The organism is Bradyrhizobium ottawaense (assembly GCF_002278135.3).
Taxonomy (GTDB): Bacteria; Pseudomonadota; Alphaproteobacteria; order Rhizobiales; family Xanthobacteraceae; genus Bradyrhizobium; species Bradyrhizobium ottawaense.
The window spans coordinates 5,662,448-5,682,895 of sequence record NZ_CP029425.2; the positions used below are offsets into that span (position 1 = coordinate 5,662,448).

20 protein-coding genes are annotated in these 20,448 nt (G+C 64.6%); 9 read left to right on the forward strand and 11 right to left on the reverse strand.

Annotated features, from left to right (window positions below; translation table 11 throughout):
* Positions 1–2 precede the first annotated feature (2 nt).
* From CIT37_RS27000 to CIT37_RS27010, 3 genes are all read right to left on the reverse strand, one after another.
* The gene (locus CIT37_RS27000; protein WP_038947138.1) at positions 3–1,022 is read right to left on the reverse strand and encodes a branched-chain amino acid ABC transporter permease; all 1,020 of its coding nucleotides are present in this window, start codon (positions 1,020–1,022) and stop codon (positions 3–5) included.
* On the reverse strand, positions 1,019–1,921 hold the full coding sequence (locus CIT37_RS27005; RefSeq protein ID WP_028142386.1) for a branched-chain amino acid ABC transporter permease: 903 nt from the start codon (positions 1,919–1,921) through the stop codon (positions 1,019–1,021). Before CIT37_RS27005 ends, CIT37_RS27000 begins: the two co-directional genes overlap by 4 nt.
* 89 nt (positions 1,922–2,010) lie before the next feature.
* Positions 2,011–3,270, reverse strand: coding sequence for an ABC transporter substrate-binding protein (locus tag CIT37_RS27010; RefSeq protein ID WP_038947137.1), 1,260 nt, complete (start codon positions 3,268–3,270; stop codon positions 2,011–2,013).
* Positions 3,271–3,442: 172 nt separating this feature from the next.
* Here CIT37_RS27010 and CIT37_RS27015 point away from each other — a divergent pair, with 172 nt between their 5' ends.
* The 3 genes from CIT37_RS27015 to CIT37_RS27025 are packed head-to-tail and all read left to right on the forward strand — an operon-like array spanning position 3,443 to position 7,487.
* The gene (locus CIT37_RS27015) at positions 3,443–4,936 is read left to right on the forward strand and encodes an AMP-binding protein (RefSeq protein WP_095426592.1); all 1,494 of its coding nucleotides are present in this window, start codon (positions 3,443–3,445) and stop codon (positions 4,934–4,936) included.
* Positions 4,933–5,580, forward strand: a complete 648-nt coding sequence (locus tag CIT37_RS27020; RefSeq protein WP_028142383.1) for a TetR/AcrR family transcriptional regulator — start codon at positions 4,933–4,935, stop codon at positions 5,578–5,580. Before CIT37_RS27015 ends, CIT37_RS27020 begins: the two co-directional genes overlap by 4 nt.
* Positions 5,577–7,487, forward strand: coding sequence for a flavin-containing monooxygenase (locus CIT37_RS27025; RefSeq protein WP_038947135.1), 1,911 nt, complete (start codon positions 5,577–5,579; stop codon positions 7,485–7,487). Before CIT37_RS27020 ends, CIT37_RS27025 begins: the two co-directional genes overlap by 4 nt.
* A gap of 130 nt (positions 7,488–7,617) precedes the next feature.
* Here the strand turns inward: CIT37_RS27025 and ald are convergent, their stop codons facing one another.
* Entirely contained in the window at positions 7,618–8,733 is a 1,116-nt protein-coding gene (gene ald, locus CIT37_RS27030; protein WP_038970577.1) for an alanine dehydrogenase, read from the reverse strand.
* A 145-nt stretch (positions 8,734–8,878) separates the two neighbouring features.
* On the opposite strand from ald, the gene CIT37_RS27035 reads away from it, so the two are divergent.
* The 3 genes from CIT37_RS27035 to CIT37_RS27045 all read left to right on the forward strand — a co-directional run bounded on the left by CIT37_RS27035 (position 8,879) and on the right by CIT37_RS27045 (position 12,376).
* Positions 8,879–9,358 (forward strand): Lrp/AsnC family transcriptional regulator, encoded by a 480-nt coding sequence (locus CIT37_RS27035; protein WP_028142380.1) that lies wholly within the window; start codon positions 8,879–8,881, stop codon positions 9,356–9,358.
* Positions 9,359–9,439: 81 nt separating this feature from the next.
* Positions 9,440–11,794, forward strand: coding sequence for an Orn/Lys/Arg family decarboxylase (locus tag CIT37_RS27040; RefSeq protein WP_095426487.1), 2,355 nt, complete (start codon positions 9,440–9,442; stop codon positions 11,792–11,794).
* Between the two features lie 6 nt (positions 11,795–11,800).
* Entirely contained in the window at positions 11,801–12,376 is a 576-nt protein-coding gene (locus CIT37_RS27045; protein WP_028142378.1) for a GNAT family N-acetyltransferase, read from the forward strand.
* A 3-nt stretch (positions 12,377–12,379) separates the two neighbouring features.
* On the opposite strand, the gene CIT37_RS27050 is transcribed toward CIT37_RS27045, so the two are convergent.
* The 3 genes from CIT37_RS27050 to CIT37_RS27060 all read right to left on the reverse strand — a co-directional run bounded on the left by CIT37_RS27050 (position 12,380) and on the right by CIT37_RS27060 (position 14,327).
* On the reverse strand, positions 12,380–12,592 hold the full coding sequence (locus CIT37_RS27050; protein ID WP_018315882.1) for a hypothetical protein: 213 nt from the start codon (positions 12,590–12,592) through the stop codon (positions 12,380–12,382).
* Positions 12,593–12,714: 122 nt separating this feature from the next.
* Positions 12,715–13,164, reverse strand: coding sequence for a flagellar basal body rod protein FlgC (locus tag CIT37_RS27055; protein WP_028142377.1), 450 nt, complete (start codon positions 13,162–13,164; stop codon positions 12,715–12,717).
* Positions 13,165–13,277: 113 nt separating this feature from the next.
* Entirely contained in the window at positions 13,278–14,327 is a 1,050-nt protein-coding gene (locus tag CIT37_RS27060) for a hydroxyacid dehydrogenase (RefSeq protein WP_038947133.1), read from the reverse strand.
* A 252-nt stretch (positions 14,328–14,579) separates the two neighbouring features.
* On the opposite strand from CIT37_RS27060, the gene CIT37_RS27065 reads away from it, so the two are divergent.
* The 3 genes from CIT37_RS27065 to CIT37_RS27075 all read left to right on the forward strand — a co-directional run bounded on the left by CIT37_RS27065 (position 14,580) and on the right by CIT37_RS27075 (position 16,200).
* Positions 14,580–15,140 carry a thiamine pyrophosphate-binding protein gene (locus CIT37_RS27065; RefSeq protein ID WP_028142375.1) on the forward strand — a complete coding sequence of 187 codons (561 nt, stop codon included), beginning with the start codon at positions 14,580–14,582 and terminating at the stop codon, positions 15,138–15,140.
* An 8-nt stretch (positions 15,141–15,148) separates the two neighbouring features.
* Complete coding sequence (locus CIT37_RS27070; RefSeq protein ID WP_161966481.1) at positions 15,149–15,745, forward strand: thiamine pyrophosphate-dependent enzyme; 597 nt, start codon at positions 15,149–15,151, stop codon at positions 15,743–15,745.
* Between the two features lie 77 nt (positions 15,746–15,822).
* A complete protein-coding gene (locus CIT37_RS27075; RefSeq protein WP_028142373.1) occupies positions 15,823–16,200 on the forward strand; it encodes a VanZ family protein in 378 nt (125 codons plus the stop codon).
* Positions 16,201–16,245: 45 nt separating this feature from the next.
* On the opposite strand, the gene CIT37_RS27080 is transcribed toward CIT37_RS27075, so the two are convergent.
* From CIT37_RS27080 to gcl, 4 genes are all read right to left on the reverse strand, one after another.
* Positions 16,246–16,629 (reverse strand): DUF1236 domain-containing protein, encoded by a 384-nt coding sequence (locus CIT37_RS27080; protein WP_018315876.1) that lies wholly within the window; start codon positions 16,627–16,629, stop codon positions 16,246–16,248.
* A gap of 114 nt (positions 16,630–16,743) precedes the next feature.
* Positions 16,744–17,631: a 2-hydroxy-3-oxopropionate reductase gene (locus CIT37_RS27085; RefSeq protein WP_038947130.1), complete on the reverse strand. Its 888-nt coding sequence runs from the start codon at positions 17,629–17,631 to the stop codon at positions 16,744–16,746.
* Positions 17,632–17,842: 211 nt separating this feature from the next.
* Positions 17,843–18,628 carry a hydroxypyruvate isomerase gene (gene hyi, locus CIT37_RS27090; RefSeq protein ID WP_038947129.1) on the reverse strand — a complete coding sequence of 262 codons (786 nt, stop codon included), beginning with the start codon at positions 18,626–18,628 and terminating at the stop codon, positions 17,843–17,845.
* Positions 18,629–18,642: 14 nt separating this feature from the next.
* Positions 18,643–20,433, reverse strand: coding sequence for a glyoxylate carboligase (gcl, locus tag CIT37_RS27095; RefSeq protein WP_038974256.1), 1,791 nt, complete (start codon positions 20,431–20,433; stop codon positions 18,643–18,645).
* Positions 20,434–20,448 lie beyond the last annotated feature (15 nt).

The window sequence follows — 20,448 nt, forward strand, 5'->3', positions numbered from 1 at the left end:
CGCTAGCGGCCCTCGCCTGCGTCACGCCGCTGCGAGAACCACTCGGCGACGAAATCCAGCAGGCCCTTGCGCAGGCCCAGCGCGAAGAACAGGATGACCACGCCGAGCACGATGCCGTGATACTCGGTGAACCGCGTCACGGTGTCGTTGAGCAGCAGCAGCAGCACGGTGCCGACCATCGGCCCCAAGAAGGTTGAAACGCCGCCGAGCATGTTGATGAAGATGCCTTCACCCGAGATGGTCCAATAGGCGAATTCCGGATAGGCGCCGGAAACGAACAGCGCCATCACCATGCCGCCCATCGCCGCGAACAGCGCCGCCAGCACGAACACGGTGAGCTTGGCGCGCCAGACGTCGATACCGAGAAAGCTCGCGCGCGCGGCATTGTCGCGGATCATCCGCAACGTGTAGCCGAACGGCGATTGCGCGATCTGCCGCATCGCGAGCAGCCCAAGGATCAACAGCGCGCAGCTCGCGATGTAGAGATGGACGTGGTTGGCCAGATCGATGCCGAGAAAGACGGGTCGCGGAATGCCGCCGCGCAGGCCCTGGTCACCGCCGGTGAACGAAGCCCAGGACAGGATGGTCGAGTGGATCAGCATCTGGAAGGCGAGCGTGACGAAGGCGAAATAGATCTCCTTCAGCCGCACGCAGATCGCGCCGATCACGGCCGCGATGAGCGCCGTGATCGCCAGCGTCGCAACGAAGGCGACCGGAATGGGCACGCCGAGCTTCTGCATGATCAGGCCGAAGCTGTAGGCGCCAAGGCCGAAGAACATGCCATGGCCGAACGAGGTCAGGCCGGTGTAGCCGACCAGGAGGTTGAGCGAGGTCGCGAACAGTCCGTAGGCGGAGCAGCGGATGACGAAATCGAGCAGCGCCTTGCTGCCCGTCAACAGCGGCAGGCTCGCCAGCACGGCAAAAGCGATCAGCGCGATCAGGACGTCGCGATAGCGTTGCAGCACCGAGCCACCGCGCACGGGTGCCAGCCCTTGCGCGTGTCCGGCCTCCAGCTCGGTCATGCCGCCTCCTTGCCGAACAGGCCGGTGGGTTTCGAGACCAGCACGATCACCATGAACAGATACATCAGGCCTTCCGTGAACAGCGGAAAGCCGAGCGAGCCGAACGAGCGGATCAGGCCGAGCAGCAACGCGCCGATCAGGGCGCCCAGGATCGAGCCCATGCCGCCGATCACGGTGACGATGAAGGATTCGATCAGCACCGAGAATCCCATCCCGGGCGTGAGCGAGCGCACCGGCGCGGCGAGCGCACCCGCGAGGCCCGCCAGCATGCCGCCGAGCGCGAACACGCCGCCATAGATCAGGCCCGTGTTGATGCCGAGCGCGGACACCATGCCGGGATTTTGCGCGGCGGCGCGGATCACCTTGCCGATGCGGCTGCGCGACAACCCGATGCCGAGCACGACAGCCGCAACGAGCGCAACGCCGATCAGCAGCAGATAATAAGGCGGCACCACGCCGCCGGCGATGAACAGCGGCATCACCTGGAACGCGGACGGCATGCCCATCGACTTGAATTCCGGCCCCCAGATCAGGCGCACGACATCGTCGAAGATCAGCACGAAGGCGTAGCAGACGAGGAGCTGCATCAAGACGTCCGCGCCATAGACGCGGCTCATGAAGACGCGCTCGAAGATCAATCCGAGAATGGCGGTGCCGGCCGCGCCCGCCAGCATCGCGAGCGCGAAGCTCCCGGTGAGCTGATAGGCGGTCATCGCGAAATAGGCGCCGAACATGTAGAAGGCGCCGTGGCTGAAATTGACCACCTTGAGCACGCCGAAAATCAGCGTCAGCCCGACCGCAACCAGGAACAGCAGCATGCCGATGATGAGGCCGCTGGTGGTCTGCGTCACCAGGCAGGCGGAGCTGGAGAGGCAGCCGGCAAGCGCGTCGAGATCCACGGGAGCACTTTCATTGCGGCGCGCCTGACACGGCGCGAAAATCAAACGAAAACGGCGAAGACGGTCGCCCGTCTCCGCCGCACATCAGATCAGGTGTAACCCTTGCTTTTCTTCCACTCGGCCTCCAACTCGAAGATCGTCTTCCAGTCGCCGGCCTTGACCTCCGGCACATACGGCTCCTGCGGGATCGTGGTGCCCCAGCCGATGGCGTAGCCGACCAGCGTGTGGTCGTCGCCGCGCATCGTCACGGTGCCGTCGGCACCGAACGGGCACTTGATGGCGAGGCCCTTCAATGCCTCCGCGATCTTCTTGCCGTCGGCGGAGTTCGCCTTCTTGGCGGCCTCGGCCAGGAACATCACGGCGGTCGCGTTCTGCCACGACCAGTTGGTCGGATACTCGTTATACTTCGCCTTGTAGGCATCGCCCCAGGCCGCGTTCTCCGGCGTGGTCGGAAAGGTCTTGATGTAGCGGTTGCCGGAGTGGATGCCCTTGGGCAGGTTCTTCACGACGGTGAGCGCGGTGTAGTCGGCCATGTTGACCGCGAACACCTCCATCTGGCTGAACATCGCGTAGATGTTGGCCTGGTCGATGTAGGAGGTGAGATCGCCGCCCCAGAGGCAGGAATAAAGCGCCTGCGGCTTGGCTTGGAGGATCTTCGTCACCACCTCGGTGTAGTCGGGCTGGAACAGCTTTGGCCAGGACTCGCTGATGATCTCCACATCAGGCGCGAAACGTTTCAGGTACAGCGTGAATTCGCCGGTGGTGTCGCGGCCGTAGGCATAGTCGGGCGAACAGGTCGCCCATTTCTTCAGGCCCTTGGCCTTGGCGATCGCGGCGGCGTAGCTGCCGCCGACGATGGAATCGTGGATGCCCTGGCGCACGCAGCGGAACGCATTCGGGATGTGCTGCTTCGGATCAGCCGTCAGCGAAGAGGCTTCCGAGCAGGTGTGGACGCAGAGCACGCCGAGATCGCGCGCGACCTCATGCACCGCGAAAGATCCGGAGGACGCCTCGCCGTCGAGCAGCAATTCGCAGCCGTCGGTGTTGACGAGCTCGCGCGCGACGCGGGCGGCTTCCTGCGGCTGGCCCTTGGAATCGCGGATCACCATTTCGATCTGCCGGCCGGCCAAGCCGCCGGCGGCGTTGACCTTCTCGACCTCGAGCATCACCGCATTGCGCGAGGACGTGCCGAGCTGCGCCACGCGGCCCGACAGGATCGTCGGCATGCCGATCTTGATGGTCTTGGCTTGCGCACGCGCCACCCAAGGCGCGGCAACACTCATCGCACCGGCGCCCATCAGCGCCAGCGTTGAACGGCGGCTGATGCCCGGCGTGCGGGTCCTCGTCATTTTTCCCTCCCTCTGTCGGGTCGGCGTGTCCTGATCCCTGTCGGAGATCGTCTCGTCTCCGTGCTCCCAAGGATTTCAGAGGGTGGGGGGTGACGTCAAGCCGAAGATGAATTACGAGTCAGAATTCATCGAGGGAGGAAGCGAGGCCGATGACCGGCCCAAGATCCGCAAAATGATCAATCTTTCGAGCTTCATCGCCTTTCATGCCCGGCGCACGCCGGACCGGCCCGCGCTGAAATATCGCGGCGAGGAGATCTCCTACGCGGCGCTCGATGCGCGTGTCCGAATGGTTGCAGGCTGGCTCGCCGCGCAGGGCATCAGCGCCGGCGACATCGTGGCGGTGCTGATGAAGAACAGCGCGGCGTTCCTGGAGCTGGTCTTCGCCACCAGCCATCTCGGCGCGGTGTTCTTGCCGATCAACTTCCGCCTCTCCCGCGAGGAGGTCGGCTACATCGCCGGCAATGCCGGCGCACGGCTTCTGATCGTCGACGAGGAATTGGCTGCGAATGCCGCGGGCACCGGGATTGCCGTGCTCGACGACGCCGCGCAGCAGAGCATGACGCATCTCGCAGGCGATGTGCCGCCCGCGCCGATCCATGGTCGCGCGCCATCCGACCTGATGCGGCTGATGTATACCTCGGGCACGACCGATCGTCCCAAGGGCGTGATGCTCTCTTACGATAATTTCTACTGGAAGTCGGCGGACCAGACGATCGCGCTGGGGCTCAGCGCCGAGACGCGACTGCTCGTCGTCGGCCCGCTCTATCACGTCGGCGCGCTCGACCTGCCCGGCCTCGCCGTGCTCTGGCATGGCGGCTTCATCCGCATCGAACGCAATTTCGAGCCGGAGACGACGCTCGCGGCGATCGCCGAGGACAAGCTCAACGCGGCATGGTTCGCGCCCGTGATGACCAGCGCGATGCTCACCTGCCCGACGCGTGAGCGCTACGACGTCTCCAGCCTGCAATGGGCCATCGGCGGCGGCGAGAAGACGCCGGAGCTGCGCATCCGCGCCTTCTCGCAACTTTTCCGCAATGCGCGCTACATCGATGCCTATGGCCTCACCGAGACCGTCGGCGGCGACACCTTCATGGAGGCCGGCCGCGAGATCGAGAAGATCGGCTCGACGGGGCGTGCGATTGCCCATGTCGAAATCGAGATCCGCGACGAGGACGGCAAGGTCTTGCCGGCGAACGTCAACGGCGAGATCTGCTTGCGCGGACCGAAAATCACGCGCGGCTACTGGAAGGATCCGGAGAAGACGGCGTCCGCCTTCTTCGGCGACTGGTTCCGCAGCGGCGACGTCGGCTATCTTGATGAGGATGGCTTCCTGTATCTGACCGACCGCAAGAAGGACATGATCATCTCCGGCGGCGAGAACATCGCCTCTTCCGAGGTCGAGCGCGTCATCTATGAAATGCCCGAAGTGCGCGAAGTCGCGGTGATCGGCCTGCGCGATGGGCGCTGGGGCGAACGGCCGGTCGCGATCGTCGTGCTGACCGAGGGCGCCAGGCTCGAGCTCCCTGCCCTCGCCGAGCATTGTCGCGCGCGGCTCGCGAGCTTCAAGGTGCCGAAAGAGCTGATCATTCGCGACAGCCTCCCGCGCAACCCGTCTGGAAAGATTCTCAAGCGCGTGCTGCGCGCCGAACTGGAGACCGTGGCATGACGCAAGGCCCCGCCACCGCGAAGATCACAAAGCTCAACCGCGTCGAGCGCAACGCCTGGACCAAGCAGAAGATCTTCGAGGCCGCCACCAAGGTCGTCGGCAAGCATGGCTATGCCGAAGCCTCCGTCGCCCGCATCACCGAACAGGCCGGCGTCGCGCAGGGCACTTTCTACAATCATTTCGAGAACCGCCAGGAGCTGCTCGACCAGCTGCTGCCGAAGATCGGCCTCGACATGGTCGAGTTCATCCGCGCCCGCACCGGCACTGCGGATGCGGCGCGGCAGGAGATCGAGCGCTTCGCCGCCTTCTTCGACTTCATCCGCGAGGTGCCGGAGTTTTTGCGCATCCTCAACGAGGCCGAATTCTTCGCACCCATCGGTTACCAGAAACATCTCGACAACATCTCGGTCGCCTATGTCCGCATCCTCCGCCGTGCGCGCCTTGCCGGCGGCATCGAGGATTTCAGCGACGACGAGTTCGAGGCGATCGTCCACATGCTGATGGGCGCGCGCGGCTATCTCAGCCGCCGCTACTCCTACTCGGCCGGCGGCGTCACCGCCGTGCCCGAGCACGTCATCTCCGCCTATCGCAAGCTGATGACGCGCGGCCTCTTCACCGCCTCCGGAGACCAGGACACGCCATGAACATCGAATCTCCGCACAGGCCGCTCGACCTCGCCTCGACCATCGCGGAAGGCGACATCCGCTGCCTCCTGATGGTGCTGGTGCATATGACCGGCGACGAGAAATGGCTCGCGGCGCCGTACTTGCCCAAGCGCGACATCCGCCTCATCCCCGATCCCGAGGCCGGCGTGCCCAAGGAGATCCAGGACGAAATCCGCGCCGCCGTGGTGAAGCTCTTCGCCGATGGTACGCCGAAGCCTGTCATCGCCGACCCTGGCGACGAGCTCCTGCTGAAGATGATGCGCGCCTGTCTCGGCGAGAATGTCGCGCCGGAATATGCCCCTCTGATGCGCGAGGAAATGGGCTTCGTATCGCGCGAGGCACGTTGGACCAAACGTCCTGCCGACGACAAGCTTGCCGACCAGCACGTGCTGATCGTCGGCGCTGGCGTCTGCGCCATTGCGCTCGGCGTGGCGCTCGGCCATCTCGGCATTCCCTACACCATCGTCGAGAAGAACGCCGAGCTCGGCGGCACCTGGTGGATCAACCGCTATCCCGGCTGCGGCGTCGACACGCCGAACCACTCCTATTCTTATTCCTTCGGCTCGGGGAATGCTTGGACGCGCTATTTCTGCCGGCGCGAGGAGCTGCTCGGATATCTCCAGAAAGTCGCCGACGAATACGGCATCCGCGAGCATCTGCGCGTCAACACCGAGCTGACCTCGTCGCGCTGGGACGAGGGCAAGCTGCGCTGGATCTCGACGCTCAAGACCGAGACCGGCGAGGAGACCTTCGAATCCACCGCGCTGGTCTCCGCCATCGGCCAGCTCAACGATCCCTCCCGCGCCCGCTTCAAAGGCGAGGAGGACTTCAAGGGAACGATCCTGCATTCGGCGCTGTGGTCGAGCGATATCAATCTCGACGGCAAGCATGTCGCCGTGATCGGCACCGGCGCAACCTCGATGCAGCTGGTGCCGTCGATCGCCGGCCGCGTCGCCTCGGTCGCCGTCTATCAGCGCAGCGCGCAATGGGCGCGGCCGGTGAAGGGTTATGCCGATCCGATCAGCGAGGGCGCGCGCTGGCTGCTGGCGCATCTGCCGTTCTATGTGCAGTGGTACCGCTTCAACATGTTCTGGCGCTATGGCGACGGCCTCTTGCCGTTCCTGCGCAAGGACCCGGCCTGGCCGCATCCGGAGCGCGCCGTCAACAAGGGCAACGACCGGCACCGCCAGGAGTTGACCGACTTCATCCTGTCGGAATTGCAGGGGCGGCCGGACCTGATCGAAAAATGCGTGCCGACCTATCCGCCCTACGGCAAGCGCATCCTGCTCGACAACAACTGGTTCAAGACGTTGACGCGGCCGAACGTGGAACTCGTCACCGACGCGATCGACCATTTCGATCGGGGCGGCATCGTCACCGCCGACGGCAGGCACCGCCCGGCCGATGTCATCGTGGTCGCGACCGGGTTCAAGGTGACGGAGATGGCGGCCCGCCTCAACATCAGCGGCCGCGACGGCAAGAATTTGCGCCAGGCATGGGCCAACGACAATCCGACGGCGTTTCTCGGCCTCACCGTGCCCGATTTCCCCAACTTCTTCTGCATGCTCGGCCCCAACTCCGGCCCCGCGCATGGCGGCAGCGTGATCTTCCAGTCGGAATGCCAGAGCCGCTACATCGCCGCCTGCCTAGCCGAAATGATCGAGCACGACGTCGCTGCCATCGACGTCCGCCCTGATGTGCTCGACGACTACGTCCGAAAGGTCGACACCGAGCACGAGACAATGATCTGGACCCATCCGGGCATGAGCACCTACTACCGCAATTCGAGTGGCCGCGTGTTTTCCGCGATGCCGTGGCGGTTCGTCGACTATTGGCGCATGACGCATGATCCGGATCTGGGGCAGTACAGGCTGACGAAAGCTTGAGGTCATTCGTCGGGACGAACTCAGGCTGAAGCTTGTCCCACATCGTCATTGCCAGCGCAGCGAAGCAATCCAGACCCTTTCCGCGGAGGGATTCTGGATTGCTTCGCTTGCGCTCGCAATGACGGCCTATTCAGGCCGCGAGCCCAGTCTCCACCGGCGCAAACTCCAGCCCGAGGCTCTCCGCCACCGCCTTGTTGGTGATGCGGCCGCGATGGACGTTCAGCCCGTTGCGCAAATGCGGGTTTTCCAGCACCGCGGCAAAGCCCTTGTTCGCGAGCATCAGGCCGAACGGCAGCGTCGCATTGTTCAGCGCCTGGCTCGACGTCACCGGTACCGCGCCCGGCATATTGGCGACGCAATAGTGCACGACGCCGTCGACCTCGTAGGTCGGGTCGCTGTGCGTGGTTGCGTGCGAAGTCTCGAAGCAGCCGCCCTGGTCGATCGCGACGTCGACCAGCACGGCGCCTGGCCGCATCGATTTCAGCATCGCGCGCGTGACCAGCTTGGGGGCGCTGGCGCCCGGCACCAGCACCGCGCCGATCACCACGTCGGCGGCGAACACCTCGTCCTCGACCGATTCGATGGTCGAGAAGCGGGTACGCACGCGTCCGGCAAAAAGATCGTCCAATTGGCGCAAGCGCGGGATCGAGCGGTCGATCACGGTGACTTCGGCACCGAGGCCCGCGGCCATGCGCGCCGCCTGCGTTCCGACCACGCCGCCGCCAAGCACGACGACGCGCGCCGGCTGCACGCCGGGCACGCCGCCCAGCAGCAGGCCGCGGCCGCCTGCCGAGCGCTTGAGCGCGGCGCCGGCGGCCTCGATGGCGAGGCGGCCGGCGACTTCGCTCATCGGGGCGAGCAGCGGGAGGTGACCGTTCGCGTCCGTGACGGTTTCATAGGCGATCGCGGTACAGCCGGAGGCAAGCAGGCCCTTGGCCTGCTCCGGATCCGGCGCAAGATGAAGATAAGTGAACAGGATCTGGCCTTCTCGGAGCTGGACCCACTCGCTCTTCTGCGGTTCCTTCACCTTCACGATCATGTCGGACTTGGCAAAGATATCGCGGGCGCTCTCGGCGATGGTGGCCCCTGCCCGCCGATACACCTCGTCGGGCGCGCCGATGCCGCCGCCGGCGCTGGTCTCGACCGTGACCTGGTGTCCGGCCGCGACATATTCGCGGACCGCGCCCGGGGTGAGCCCGACGCGATATTCCTGCACCTTGATCTCCTTGGGCACACCGACGCGCATCTTTTGGGCTCCTTTGCCAACGCCTTGATTCGGTTCCTCATCGTAGCGACGGGGCCGGTTTGGTTTCGTGCAAATATCCGCTAGTTTCGGCAGGCCCGCGCCGGTTTTCGGCGCCAAGCCGCCCTTTCACGCTGGAAACGAAACATTGGCCCTCGACCGGAAAGACCTCGCGATCCTCGCGGAACTCACGACCAATGCACGTGCCAGCCACACCGAGCTTGCCAACAAGGTAGGGCTCTCCAGCACGGCGCTGGCCCGGCGGCAGAAGGCACTGGAGGACGAGGGCTACATCCAGGCCTACCAGGCCGCACTCGATCTGGCCCAGTTCGGCCTCACCACCACCGTGCTGGTTCGCATCGCGCTGGAGAGCCAGAGCGACGACGCATTGAAGGCGTTCGAGGCCGAGGTGGTGAAATGCCCTTCCGTCGTGCGCTGCTTCCTGATGTCGGGAACCGACGACTACATCCTGATCGTGCTCGCACGCGACATTCAGGATTTCGAGCGCATCCACCGCACCGAGCTGTCCCGCCTGCCGCGCGTCGCACGCGTGCAATCGAGCTTTGCCCTACGCGACATCGTCAACCGTGCGGTGCCGACCGTGGTGTTCGGCGAAGCGAAGCGGTAGCCGGGGCCATCCCGCTCCACTGTCATAGAACTGTCATCGAATGTGCCGAGAGCTGTGCTTCTCGCACATTCGGGACAGACCATGGATTATTTCAAGCGCTTCAACTTCCTGTTCGCCGCACCAGTATTCGACGCCGACGATCTCGAAGGCGTCCGCTTCAACCAGATCATCGAGGAGATCCAGCGCTCCGGCTTCGAGGTGGTCCGGGCGCGCAAACTAGAAGATGCCGAGATGGCGGTGCAGACCGATGCCGCGATCGGGTGCATGGTGGTGGACTGGGGCAAGAAGGGCCTGGAGGGCAAGACCTCGGCGCTGATCAACCTGATGCGCCGCCGCGGCCTCGATTTCCCGATTATCCTGCTGATCCGGCGCAAGCGCTTCGAGGACCTGCCGGTCGAGGTGCTCGATTTCATCGACGGCTACGTCTTCCTGTCCGAGGAGACGCCGACCTTCATCGCCAAGAATCTGATCAGCCGGCTCAAACAATATGCCGAAACGCTGAAGACGCCGTTCTTCGGCGCCCTGGTCGACTATGCCGAGGAAGGCAACCAGCTCTGGACCTGCCCGGGGCATAATGGCGGCGTATTCTACAACCGCAGCCCGATCGGCCGGGTCTTCGTCGAGCATCTCGGCGAATCCGTGTTCCGCGACGACCTCGACAATTCCGTGCTCGATCTCGGCGACCTCCTCACCCATGAAGGGCCGGCGCTGAAGGCGCAGAAGGAAGCCGCGCAGATTTTTGGCGCGGAGAAGACCTATTTCGTGCTCAACGGCACCTCGACCTCGAACAAGGTCGCGCTCGGCGCCCTCGTTACCGACGGCGACCTCGTGCTGTTCGACCGCAACAATCACAAGGCCGCCCATCACGGCGCGCTGATGATCAACGGCGGCGTCCCGGTTTACGTGCCGACCATCCGCAACGCCTGGGGCCTGATCGGACCGATGCGCTGGGACGTGCTGGACGAGAAAACCTTGCGCGAGGCGATCCGCAATCACCCGCTGGTCACGGACAAGGAGGCTTGGCGCAAGGAGCGGCCGTTCCGCGTCGCCGTGGTCGAACAGTGCACCTATGATGGGACGATCCACAGCGCCGAGATGATCCTGAAGCGCATCGGCCATCTCTGCGAGTACATCCTGTTCGACGAGGCCTGGGCCGGATTCATGAAATTCCACCCGCTCTATGCCGGCCGTTTCGCCATGGGGCTGGCGAACCTTCCGCCGGAAGCACCGGGCATCATCGCGACGCAATCGACCCACAAGCAGCTTGCCAGCTTCTCGCAGGCCTCACAGATCCACATCAAGGACCGCCACATCCGCGGTCAGAAGCGGCGCGTCGAGCACCGCCGCTTCAACGAGAGCTTCATGCAGCACGCCTCCACGTCACCCTTCTATCCGCTGTTCGCCTCGCTCGACGTCGGCGCCCAGATGATGAAGGGCCGCTCAGGCGAAGTGCTGTGGGACGACACCATCCGCCTCGGCATCGAGCTGCGCAAGAAGATCCGCGCGATGCGCAGGGAGTTCGAAGAGAAGGAGCAGAACGCCGATTGGCGCTGGTTCTTCGAACCCTTCGTTCCCGACCGCGTCGCCATTCCCGATGTCGGCCGCCCCGGCGCCGTCCACAACGTCGCCTGGGAAACCCTCTCGACCGATGAACTCGCCACCAATCCCGCGCTGTGGCAGCTCTCTCCCGATACCAACTGGCACGGCTTCCCCGGCATGGCCGAGGGGTTTGCCATGACAGATCCGAACAAGCTGACGCTGCTCACCCCCGGCTTCGACCGCTCAGGTGCCTATGCCGAGCACGGCATCCCCGCCCCCGTTGTGGCGCAATATCTGCGCGAGAACCGCATCGTTCCCGAGAAGAACGACCTCAACTCCCTGCTCTTCCTGCTCACCCCCGGCGTCGAGGCGAGCAAGGCCGGCACGCTGATCTCCGGCCTGGTCGCCTTCAAGAAGCTGCACGATGACAATGCGCTGCTGTCCGACGTCATTCCGGAGTTCTACCAGCGGCGGCAGGCGCGCTATGCCGGCGTGCGCTTACGCGATCTCTGCGGCGAGATGCACCGGTTCTTCCGCACCGCCGACGTCAGCGCGCTTCAGGCGAAGCAGTTCATGCCCGAGCACATGCCTGAGATCGCGATGTCGCCTCGCGATGCTGCCCGCTATCTGTTCAAGAACGATGTCGACTACCTGCCGATCGAGGCCATCGCTGGCCGCATCGCGACCACGCCCTTCGTGGTCTATCCGCCAGGCATCGCCACCATCGTGCCCGGCGAGCGGTTGACCGAGCGGGCCAAGCCCATGGTGGATTATCTCAAGATGTTCGAAACCTGCTTCAACACGTTTCCGGGCTTCGACGTCGAGATCCAGGGCGTCTACAAGGAGATCGATGCCCAGGGGCGCATCGGGCTCTATACTTACGTCGTTGCCGAGTAGGTGCGAATGAACGAAACAGCTGCGCGCGCGAGCGACGAAGCCGTCCTGGTCAGGCCGTCACGCGACAGCGATGTCGAGGCAATGTTGGCGATCTACCGCCATCACGTCCGCAACGGCGTGGCGCGCGACATCGAGGGAACCGGCGCGCCCGAGCCGGACGATCTGCGCGACCGGCGCAAGAACCTCAAGCAGACCCGCCTGCCGCATCTGGTCGCAACGTTTCGCGGCGAGGTGGTCGGCTATGCCTATGCGGTGCTGTTCCGCAAGCGCCCGGCCTATCGCTACACGGCCAAGCATTCGATCTACGTCCACCACGAGCAACTCGGCCGCGGCGTCGGACGGTTGCTGCTGCAGGAATTGATCGATGCTTGTGCGGCGGCCGGCTTCCGCCAGATGATCGGCTATATCGACGCCGACAACGCGCCTTCGCTGGCGCTGCACGAGAAGTTCGGCTTCGCGCGCGCCGGCCTGCTTTGCGGCGTGGCCTATCGCCACGGCCGCTGGTCTGACACTGTCATGGTGCAGCGATCGCTCGGCGCGGGGACCACGGCGCCCCCGCCCGTCACGGCGCCGGGCCGGTAGACCTCAAGACGGAAAGTCGGCCGCTCGCACATGGATGCGGTCGGCATGCAGCGACCAGTGATGCAGGGCCTGGTCCTTGCAGAACCTGGCCTTCGCCCGCTCCCTGGCCTCGTCCTCGTCGGAGGCGTCGATTTCCAGCGTACCCTGGCAAATCTCGCTCTGCCGGCCGTACTCGCCGAGCACATCCTTCATGAACTTGACGACATAGGTTGACATGGGACCTCCCTGCTGCCCCGGCCGCACTCTAGTCCCATTTAAGCCGGACCGGGGAAGGAGATTTTGACGCGGATCAAAAGGCCGGCAAGGTTCCCGCCGCCCATTCCGGCGGCAGTCCGCCCTCATGTGGTTATATCGAGGAGCGACTCTGTCGTTTCCGCGTAAGCCTGAATGACTTTCGCATTGGCAATGAAGCTGTACTTGGCGGCCGCCAGCTGAACGAATTCGCTGGCGATATCGACATTCGGCGCTGCGACCAGCCCATCCTGGTTTGCGAAGGAAGCGCTTGGGTCTGATTGCGCGGTATAGCTCGGCGATACCGTCGACACCTTTGCGGTCGTGCCGCCCGGCGTCGAGCCGCTCGATTGGTCGACCTGATCGACGCGCAATGGCACGTAAGCCGCGGGAAACGTCGGAGCAATGCCCGGACTGCCTGTAACGGCCGACGGGCTCGACCCGCCCGAGGTCGGCAGCGGGCCGGTCGTTCGAACATTGGCGATGTTGCTCGCGGCCACGTTCACGCGCAAACTCGCCGCGGAAAGTCCGGATGTCGCAATCGAGAAGATGCTCATGGGCTTTCAACTACAGGACAAGTGATACGCGTTCACTTACCCGCTCGATAAGATGCGGCGCTTTGCCTTTCCGTCGTGGTAACCAATGATCGGAGCGCTGACCCTTCGCGCCCCTACCCCGGCGTCACGCCAAAAGCCTGCTTGAAGCGCTCCGCATAACGCGGCCAGACCTCGGGATTGATGATGCGTGGCGGGCGCTTGCCGTCGAGCGTGTCCAGCACCTGCTCGGCCGCGATCCGGCCCATGTTCTGCCGCGCCTCGATCGTGACGCCCGCGGTATGAGGGCTTGCCAGCACGTTGTCGAACTGGAGCAGCGGATGCTCCGGCGGCGGCGGCTCCTTGGACCAGACGTCGAGGCCGGCACCGGCGATGCGCTTGTCGCGCAGGGCCTGGAGCAGCGCATCCTCGTCATGGATGAAGCCGCGCGCCGTGGTGATGAAATACGCATGCGGCTGCATCAGCCCGAACTCGCGCGTGCTGATCATGTTGCGGCTGCCCTTGTCGAGCGGACAGGAGATCGAAACGAAATCGGCGCGGCGCAACAGCTCGTCGAGCTCGACCTTCTCGCCGCCCCGCTCCGCCATCACCTCGGCCGAGAGATACGGGTCATAGGCCAGCACCTTCATGCCGAGCAGGCCCTTGCACAGTGCGGCGATGCGGCGGCCGACATTGCCGAGGCCGATGATGCCGACGGTCTTGTGCTCAACCTCGTTGCCGACGAGGTCGTTGCGGTTGACGTCGCGCTCGCGGCGCAGGCGGCGGTCGGACTGGATGATGCGCTTGGACAAGGTCAGCATCATCGCCAGCGCGTGCTCGGCGACCGAATGGGCGTTGCCGCCGGACTGGTTGACTACGAGCACGCCCGCATCCGTGCAGGCCTCGACGTCGACAGGATCGAAGCCCGCGCCATTGCTGGAGACCAGCAGCAGGTTCGGCGTGCGCCTCAGGAAGGTGGCATCGACATGGAAATGAGGGGCGAGTTCGTCCCGGGCGGCGCCGATCTGGTAAACGTGCGCCGCATTCAGGATCGGCGCGTAGACATCTTCGGGGCTCCCGTTCTCGATGCGATCGAGCCGGACGTCGGGCCGCGCCTTCAGGATGTCGACATAGATCGGATTGGCCAAATAATTGGAGTAGAAGACGCGCTTGCTGTTGACGGACATCAGGACCCTTCCGGCTCTCCAGGGAGATCCGCAAGGTCGGCGCGATGCGCGCCCGTCCGTGCCCCCTCCCGTTTTCTCGTTGCCGCCGCTTATGACATGGCGGTGCCGACTACGACAGGCCGTTCAGCGCAGATCACGGTGCGGCCCGGACATGTTGACAATCCCGCCCGCTCCGTCAAGTTCGGCCGGTCGCGCGACGGAAAGAACCAAGAAGCATGCGCGGCCCAAGAAAATACGCCAAGGGAGAACGCAATGGCGATTGCGGAACAGCAGACGCAGGCGGGACAGGCGTCCAGCGACGGGAGCTGGCACGGCATCGTCCTGCAAACCCTGAAGCGGAACGAGATCAGCCTCATCCCTTACGTGCCCGACCGGGTGCTGACGCCCCTGATCAAGAACCTGCACGCCGATCCCTTCTTCACCACCTTCGCCACCGCCCGCGAGGAGGAAGCCGTCGGCATCGTCTCAGGCGCCTGGATGGGTGGGCGGCGCGGCGCAGTCCTGATGCAGACCTCCGGCTTTGCCACGCTCGCCAACGTGCTCGCCTCGCTCGCAGTGCCCTACCAGATCCCGCTGATCATGTTCGTGTCCGAGCGCGGCACGCTCGGCGAGTTCAATTACGGGCAATCGCTGGTTTGCCGCACCATGCGCCCGGTGCTGGATTCGCTGGCGCTGGAGCACCACACCATCACCCGGCTCGACGAGCTCGAATTCATCACCGACCGCTCGATCAAGCAGGCCGTCACGACACAGGCGCCGGTGGCGCTGATCCTCAACCCGCTGCTGACAGGCGGCAAGGTTTTCGACAAGTGAGCGGCACCATGAACACTGGCAACACCAAGGTGATGAACCGGTTCGATGTGACCTCGCGCCTGATCGGAAAGCTCGAGCACGAGGAAGCCGTGATCGGCGGCATCGGCAACACCAATTTCGACCTCTGGGCCGCCGGCCATCGTCCGCAGAATTTCTACATGCTGGGCAGCATGGGCCTCGCCTTCCCGATCGCGCTCGGCGTGGCGCTGGCGCAGCCCGACCGACGCGTCTTCGCGCTCGAAGGCGACGGCTCGCTGTTGATGCAGCTCGGCGCGCTCTCGACGATCGCGACGTTGAAGCCGAACAACCTCATCATGATCGTGATGGACAACGGCATCTATCAGATTACCGGCGCACAGCCGACGCCAGCGGCAAGCGTCGCGGACATCGTTGCCATCGCCGCAGGCTCCGGCCTCGCCAACAGCGCCTGGGCTGCAGACGAGGAGGATTTCGAGCGCCTGGTCGATGCGGCGATGTCCGCCGCCGCGCCGAGCCTGATCGCCGTCCGTATCGACGACAAGCCCGGCGTCGGCACCACAAGGCGCGATCCCGTACAAATCCGGGAGCGCTTCATGCACGGGCTTGGCGTGCGCGAGCCGCTTTAACATTTTGTCATTAACTACACAGCGATCTGATGGAGGGACTGTACCGGTCCGCTGCCAATCTGTGCTAAGCGAACCGGATGTCCATTTTGATACGTTCATTTGCCTGGCTGCTCGCGGCCGCCGTTACTTTCGCCACCCTCGGTCCCCCCGGCCTGCGGCCCCATTCCGACCTCGGCCAGGACGGCGAACATGCGCTCGCCTTCATCCTGGTGGGGCTGGCCTTCGGCCTCGCCTATCCGCGGCGGCGCCTGCCGGGCGCAGGAGCCGCGGTCGTCCTGATTGGCGTGCTCGAGCTGATGCAATTTTGGGCACCCGGACGCCACGCCCGGCTGGAGGACTTTCTGGTCGACGCGCTCACGGCCTGCTTCGGCTTTGCGCTCGCGGCGGTCACCGATTGGGCTATGACACGCTTTCGCGCAAGCGCCTCTGCAGCAAGCGAAGGCCCCGCGGAGTAGAACTCCGCAGGGCCCTTTCCCCTCCACGCCTGTGGCCGGCTTGGATCAGTCGATGATCTTGACCACCCGACGCGTGCGCGGCTCGACGATCACGCGGCGATCGTTCACGACCGCATAGCGATACTCGGTGTAGTTCGGTACGGGGCGGAGCACCACGGTCGGCGGAAGCGGCTCGCCTACCACGACGCGCTCCTCAACCACGACGGAATCGCTGCGAGGAATTCCGCCGAGGACCGCATTCGGAATCTCGAGGCCAGCGCCGACGGCCGCACCAACGGTGCCGCCAACCATGGCGCCGATCGGTCCGCCAATATCGCCGCCCGCACGCGCGCCGTCCCTGGCGCCTTGTTCGGTCGTCGACTGGGCAAAGGCTGCGCTCGACGCCAGCAGCGACGCTGCAGCCAACGTAATCGCAAGACGGGTTTTCATGTTGATTTGTCTCCAGTGATTGTCCTGCGCCTTCAACCACGGGGCCGGAGCATTGTTCCGGTTCCCCCGAAGCGAAGACGCCTCAAAAACTGGAGACTGTTACCGCGTAACAGTTCAGGCTGCGGCGATCTCGTGACCTGCCATCAGTTCCAGTGCCCGCACCATCGCGGAATGATCCCAGCCCTTGCCGCCATGCGCGGTACAGGCCGAGAACAATTGCTGCGCCACTGCCGTGCTCGGCAACGACAGGCCGAGCGTGCGCGCGCCTTCGAGCGCAAGATTGAGATCCTTCTGGTGCAGCTCGATGCGGAAGCCGGGATCGAAATTGCGCTTCACCATGCGCTCGCCATGCACTTCGAGGATGCGCGAAGAGGCAAAGCCGCCCATCAGCGCCTGCCGCACCAGCGCCGGATCGGCCCCGGCTTTCGATGCGAACAACAACGCCTCGCTCACCGCTTCGATCGTGAGCGCGACGATGATCTGGTTGGCGACCTTCGTCGTCTGCCCGTCGCCATTGGCGCCGACGCGGGTGACATTCTTGCCCATCTTGTCGAACACCGGCTTCATGGTGCCAAAGGCCCGCTCCGGCCCGCCGACCATGATGGTGAGGCTCGCCGCCTTGGCGCCGACCTCCCCGCCCGACACCGGCGCGTCGAGATAGTCCGCCCCGAGCGCCTCGATCTTCTTCGCGAACTCCTTCGTCGCCAGCGGCGAGATCGAGCTCATGTCGACGACGATCTTGCCCTTGGAGATGCCGCTCGCAACGCCGTCCTTGCCGAACAGCACCGCTTCCACATGCGGCGTATCCGGCACCATGATGATGACCGCATCCGCGCCCTCCGCGACTTCCTTGGCCGACTTGCAGGCAATGCCGCCGACCGCAATCAGCTCCGGCGCGACCGGCGCGACATCATGCAGGAGAACACGATGGCCTGCGCTAAGGAGATGGCCGGCCATCGGCCGTCCCATGGTGCCAAGTCCGATGAAGCCGATGTTGGTCATGTCTCATTCCTCCAGATTTGGGCCAAGTCGATCCACAAGCTCGGTGCACCTCTCCCGCTTGCGGGGGAGGTCGGCGCGTAGCGCCGGGTGGGGGCTCTATCCGCTTGGGGGCTTTCACCGCATCTCGATCGAATCTTTTCGCGGAGATACCCCCACCCCAGCCCTCCCCCGCAAGCGGGAGAGGGAGCGCACCGTCGCTGTGGGTGCATTCTCACGTCTCGAACGTCTGCGCCGCGTGCCACGAAAGCCCTTCCAGCGTCGTGGTGCGCGGCTTGTATTCGCAGCCGATCCAGCCGCGATAGCCGATCGCATCGAGGTGGCGGAACAGGAAGGGATAATTGATCTCGCCGGTGCCGGGCTCGTGGCGGCCCGGATTGTCGGCGAGCTGGATGTGGGCGATCTGGGGCAGATATTCCTGCATGGTGCGGGCGAGATCGCCCTCCATGATCTGCATGTGATAGATGTCGTACTGGACGAACAGATTGTTAGACCGCACCTCGGAGATCAGCTGTATCGCCTGCTCGGTGCCGTTGAGGAAGAAGCCGGGAATGTCGAGCGTGTTGATCGGCTCGACCAGCAGCTTGATGTTCTCGCGTGCCAGCGTGGAGGCGGCGAAGCGCAAATTTCCCACCAGCGTCTCGTTGAGTTCGCGCGGATCGGCATCGGCAGGCGCAATACCCACGAGGCAGTTGAGCTGCTCGCAATCGAGCGCCTTGGCATAGTCGATGGCGCGAAACACGCCGTCGCGGAATTCGGCGGTGCGATCGGGCAGGATCGCAATGCCGCGCTCGCCCCCGGCCCAGTTTCCGGCCGGCAGATTGTGCAGCACCTGGGTCAGGCCGTGGGCTTCCAGCTGCTCGCGCAGCTGCGCCTTGTCGAAATCATAGGGGAAGAGATACTCGACCCCGGAAAAGCCCGCCGCCTTCGCCGCTGCGAAGCGGTCCAGGAACGGCATCTCGTTGAAGAGCATGGTGAGGTTGGCAGCGAATTTCGGCATGATGAGGTCCTCTCCTATTCCGCCGGCTGCAGCACGCCTGGGCGCGCCCGCTCGACCTCGTCGAGCGGCAGGTCCAGCACCTCCTCGAACTCGACGATGTTGTCGATCTCCGTGCCCATCGCGATGTTGGTGACGCGTTCGAGGATGAACTCGACCACCACGGGCACGCGGTGCTTGGCCATCAATTCGCGCGCGGTCGCGAACGCGGCCTGCGCGTCCTTCGGATCGGTGACGCGGATCGCCTTGCAGCCGAGGCCTTCGGCGACCGCGACGTGGTCGACGCCGTAGACGCCGATCTCGGGCGCGTTGATGTTCTCGAAGGAGAGCTGAACGTGATAGTCCATCTCGAAGCCGCGCTGGGCCTGGCGGATCAAGCCGAGATAGGAATTGTTCACGACGACGTGGATATAGGGCAGATTGAACTGCGCCCCGACCGCGAGCTCCTCGATCAGGAACTGGAAGTCGTAATCGCCGGAGAGCGCGACGATGTCGCGATCCGGGCACGCGGCACGCACGCCGAGCGCGGCGGGCAGTGTCCAGCCGAGCGGCCCCGCCTGACCGGCATTGATCCAGTTGCGTGGGCGATAGACGCCGAGGAACTGCGCGCCGGCGATCTGCGACAGGCCGATCACGGTGACGTAGCAGGTGTCGCGACCAAACGCCTTGGTCATCTCCTCATAGACGCGCTGCGGCTTGATCGGGACGTTGTCGAAATGGCTCTTGCGCAGCATCGTCTTCTTGCGATCGCGGCAGGCCGCGGGCCACGCCTGGCGCTCGCGCAGCTTGCCTGACCGGCGCCACTCCCTGGCGACGGTGACGAACAGCTCGAGCGCAGCCTTCGCGTCCGAGACGATGCCGAGATCGGGATTGAACACGCGCCCGATCTGGGTCGGCTCGATGTCGACATGCACGAAGGTGCGGCCCTTGGTGTAGGTCTCGACCGAGCCGGTGTGGCGGTTGGCCCAGCGGTTGCCGATGCCGAGCACGAAGTCGGATTCGAGCATGGTGGCATTGCCGTAGCGGTGGCTGGTCTGAAGGCCGACCATGCCCGCCATCAGCACGTGATCGTCGGGTATCGCGCCCCACCCCATCAGCGTCGGGACAACAGGCACGTTGGCAATCTCGGCGAATTCGACCAGGAGATCGGAAGCGTCGGCATTGATGATGCCGCCGCCCGCGACGATCAGCGGCCGCTCGGCGGCGTTGAGCATCTCCAGCGCCTTCTCGACCTGCTTGCGCGTCGCGGTGGGCTTGTAGACCGGCAGCGGCTCATAGGTCTCATCGTCAAACTCGATCTCGGCCAGCTGCACGTCGAGCGGCATGTCGATCAGCACCGGCCCCGGCCGGCCCGAGCGCATCACGTGAAACGCCTGGCTGAACACGCGCGGCACCAGCGCCGGCTCGCGCACGGTCACCGCCCATTTGGTCACGGGCTTTGCGATCGACTCGATGTCGACGGCCTGAAAGTCTTCCTTGTAGAGCCGCGCGCGCGGCGCCTGCCCGGTGATGCAGAGGATCGGAATGGAATCGGCGATCGCCGAATAGAGCCCGGTGATCATGTCAGTGCCGGCCGGCCCCGAGGTTCCAATGCAGACCCCGATATTGCCGGCCTTCGCCCGCGTATAGCCCTCGGCCATATGCGAGGCGCCCTCGACATGCCGCGCCAGGATGTGCCGGATCGTGCCGCGCTTCTTCAGCGCCGAGTAAAGCGGATTGATCGCGGCCCCGGGAACGCCGAAGGCGGTGGAGATGCCTTCCTTCTCCAGAATTCGCACGGCAGCATCGATAGCTCGCATCTTCGCCATATCGGACCTCGCTCA

Bases quoted from the DNA above. Each gene is read 5' to 3' on its own strand.
- CIT37_RS27000 (WP_038947138.1), bottom strand. From the start codon at position 1,022: ATGACCGAGCTGGAGGCCGGACACGCGCAAGGGCTGGCACCCGTGCGC.
- CIT37_RS27010 (WP_038947137.1), bottom strand. From the start codon at position 3,270: ATGACGAGGACCCGCACGCCGGGCATCAGCCGCCGTTCAACGCTGGCG.
- CIT37_RS27015 (WP_095426592.1), top strand. From the start codon at position 3,443: ATGATCAATCTTTCGAGCTTCATCGCCTTTCATGCCCGGCGCACGCCG.
- CIT37_RS27020 (WP_028142383.1), top strand. From the start codon at position 4,933: ATGACGCAAGGCCCCGCCACCGCGAAGATCACAAAGCTCAACCGCGTC.
- CIT37_RS27025 (WP_038947135.1), top strand. From the start codon at position 5,577: ATGAACATCGAATCTCCGCACAGGCCGCTCGACCTCGCCTCGACCATC.
- ald (WP_038970577.1), bottom strand. From the start codon at position 8,733: ATGCGCGTCGGTGTGCCCAAGGAGATCAAGGTGCAGGAATATCGCGTC.
- CIT37_RS27040 (WP_095426487.1), top strand. From the start codon at position 9,440: ATGGATTATTTCAAGCGCTTCAACTTCCTGTTCGCCGCACCAGTATTC.
- CIT37_RS27045 (WP_028142378.1), top strand. From the start codon at position 11,801: ATGAACGAAACAGCTGCGCGCGCGAGCGACGAAGCCGTCCTGGTCAGG.
- CIT37_RS27050 (WP_018315882.1), bottom strand. From the start codon at position 12,592: ATGTCAACCTATGTCGTCAAGTTCATGAAGGATGTGCTCGGCGAGTAC.
- CIT37_RS27055 (WP_028142377.1), bottom strand. From the start codon at position 13,164: ATGAGCATCTTCTCGATTGCGACATCCGGACTTTCCGCGGCGAGTTTG.
- CIT37_RS27060 (WP_038947133.1), bottom strand. From the start codon at position 14,327: ATGTCCGTCAACAGCAAGCGCGTCTTCTACTCCAATTATTTGGCCAAT.
- CIT37_RS27065 (WP_028142375.1), top strand. From the start codon at position 14,580: ATGGCGATTGCGGAACAGCAGACGCAGGCGGGACAGGCGTCCAGCGAC.
- CIT37_RS27070 (WP_161966481.1), top strand. From the start codon at position 15,149: ATGAACACTGGCAACACCAAGGTGATGAACCGGTTCGATGTGACCTCG.
- CIT37_RS27075 (WP_028142373.1), top strand. From the start codon at position 15,823: ATGTCCATTTTGATACGTTCATTTGCCTGGCTGCTCGCGGCCGCCGTT.
- CIT37_RS27080 (WP_018315876.1), bottom strand. From the start codon at position 16,629: ATGAAAACCCGTCTTGCGATTACGTTGGCTGCAGCGTCGCTGCTGGCG.
- CIT37_RS27085 (WP_038947130.1), bottom strand. From the start codon at position 17,631: ATGACCAACATCGGCTTCATCGGACTTGGCACCATGGGACGGCCGATG.
- hyi (WP_038947129.1), bottom strand. From the start codon at position 18,628: ATGCCGAAATTCGCTGCCAACCTCACCATGCTCTTCAACGAGATGCCG.
- gcl (WP_038974256.1), bottom strand. From the start codon at position 20,433: ATGGCGAAGATGCGAGCTATCGATGCTGCCGTGCGAATTCTGGAGAAG.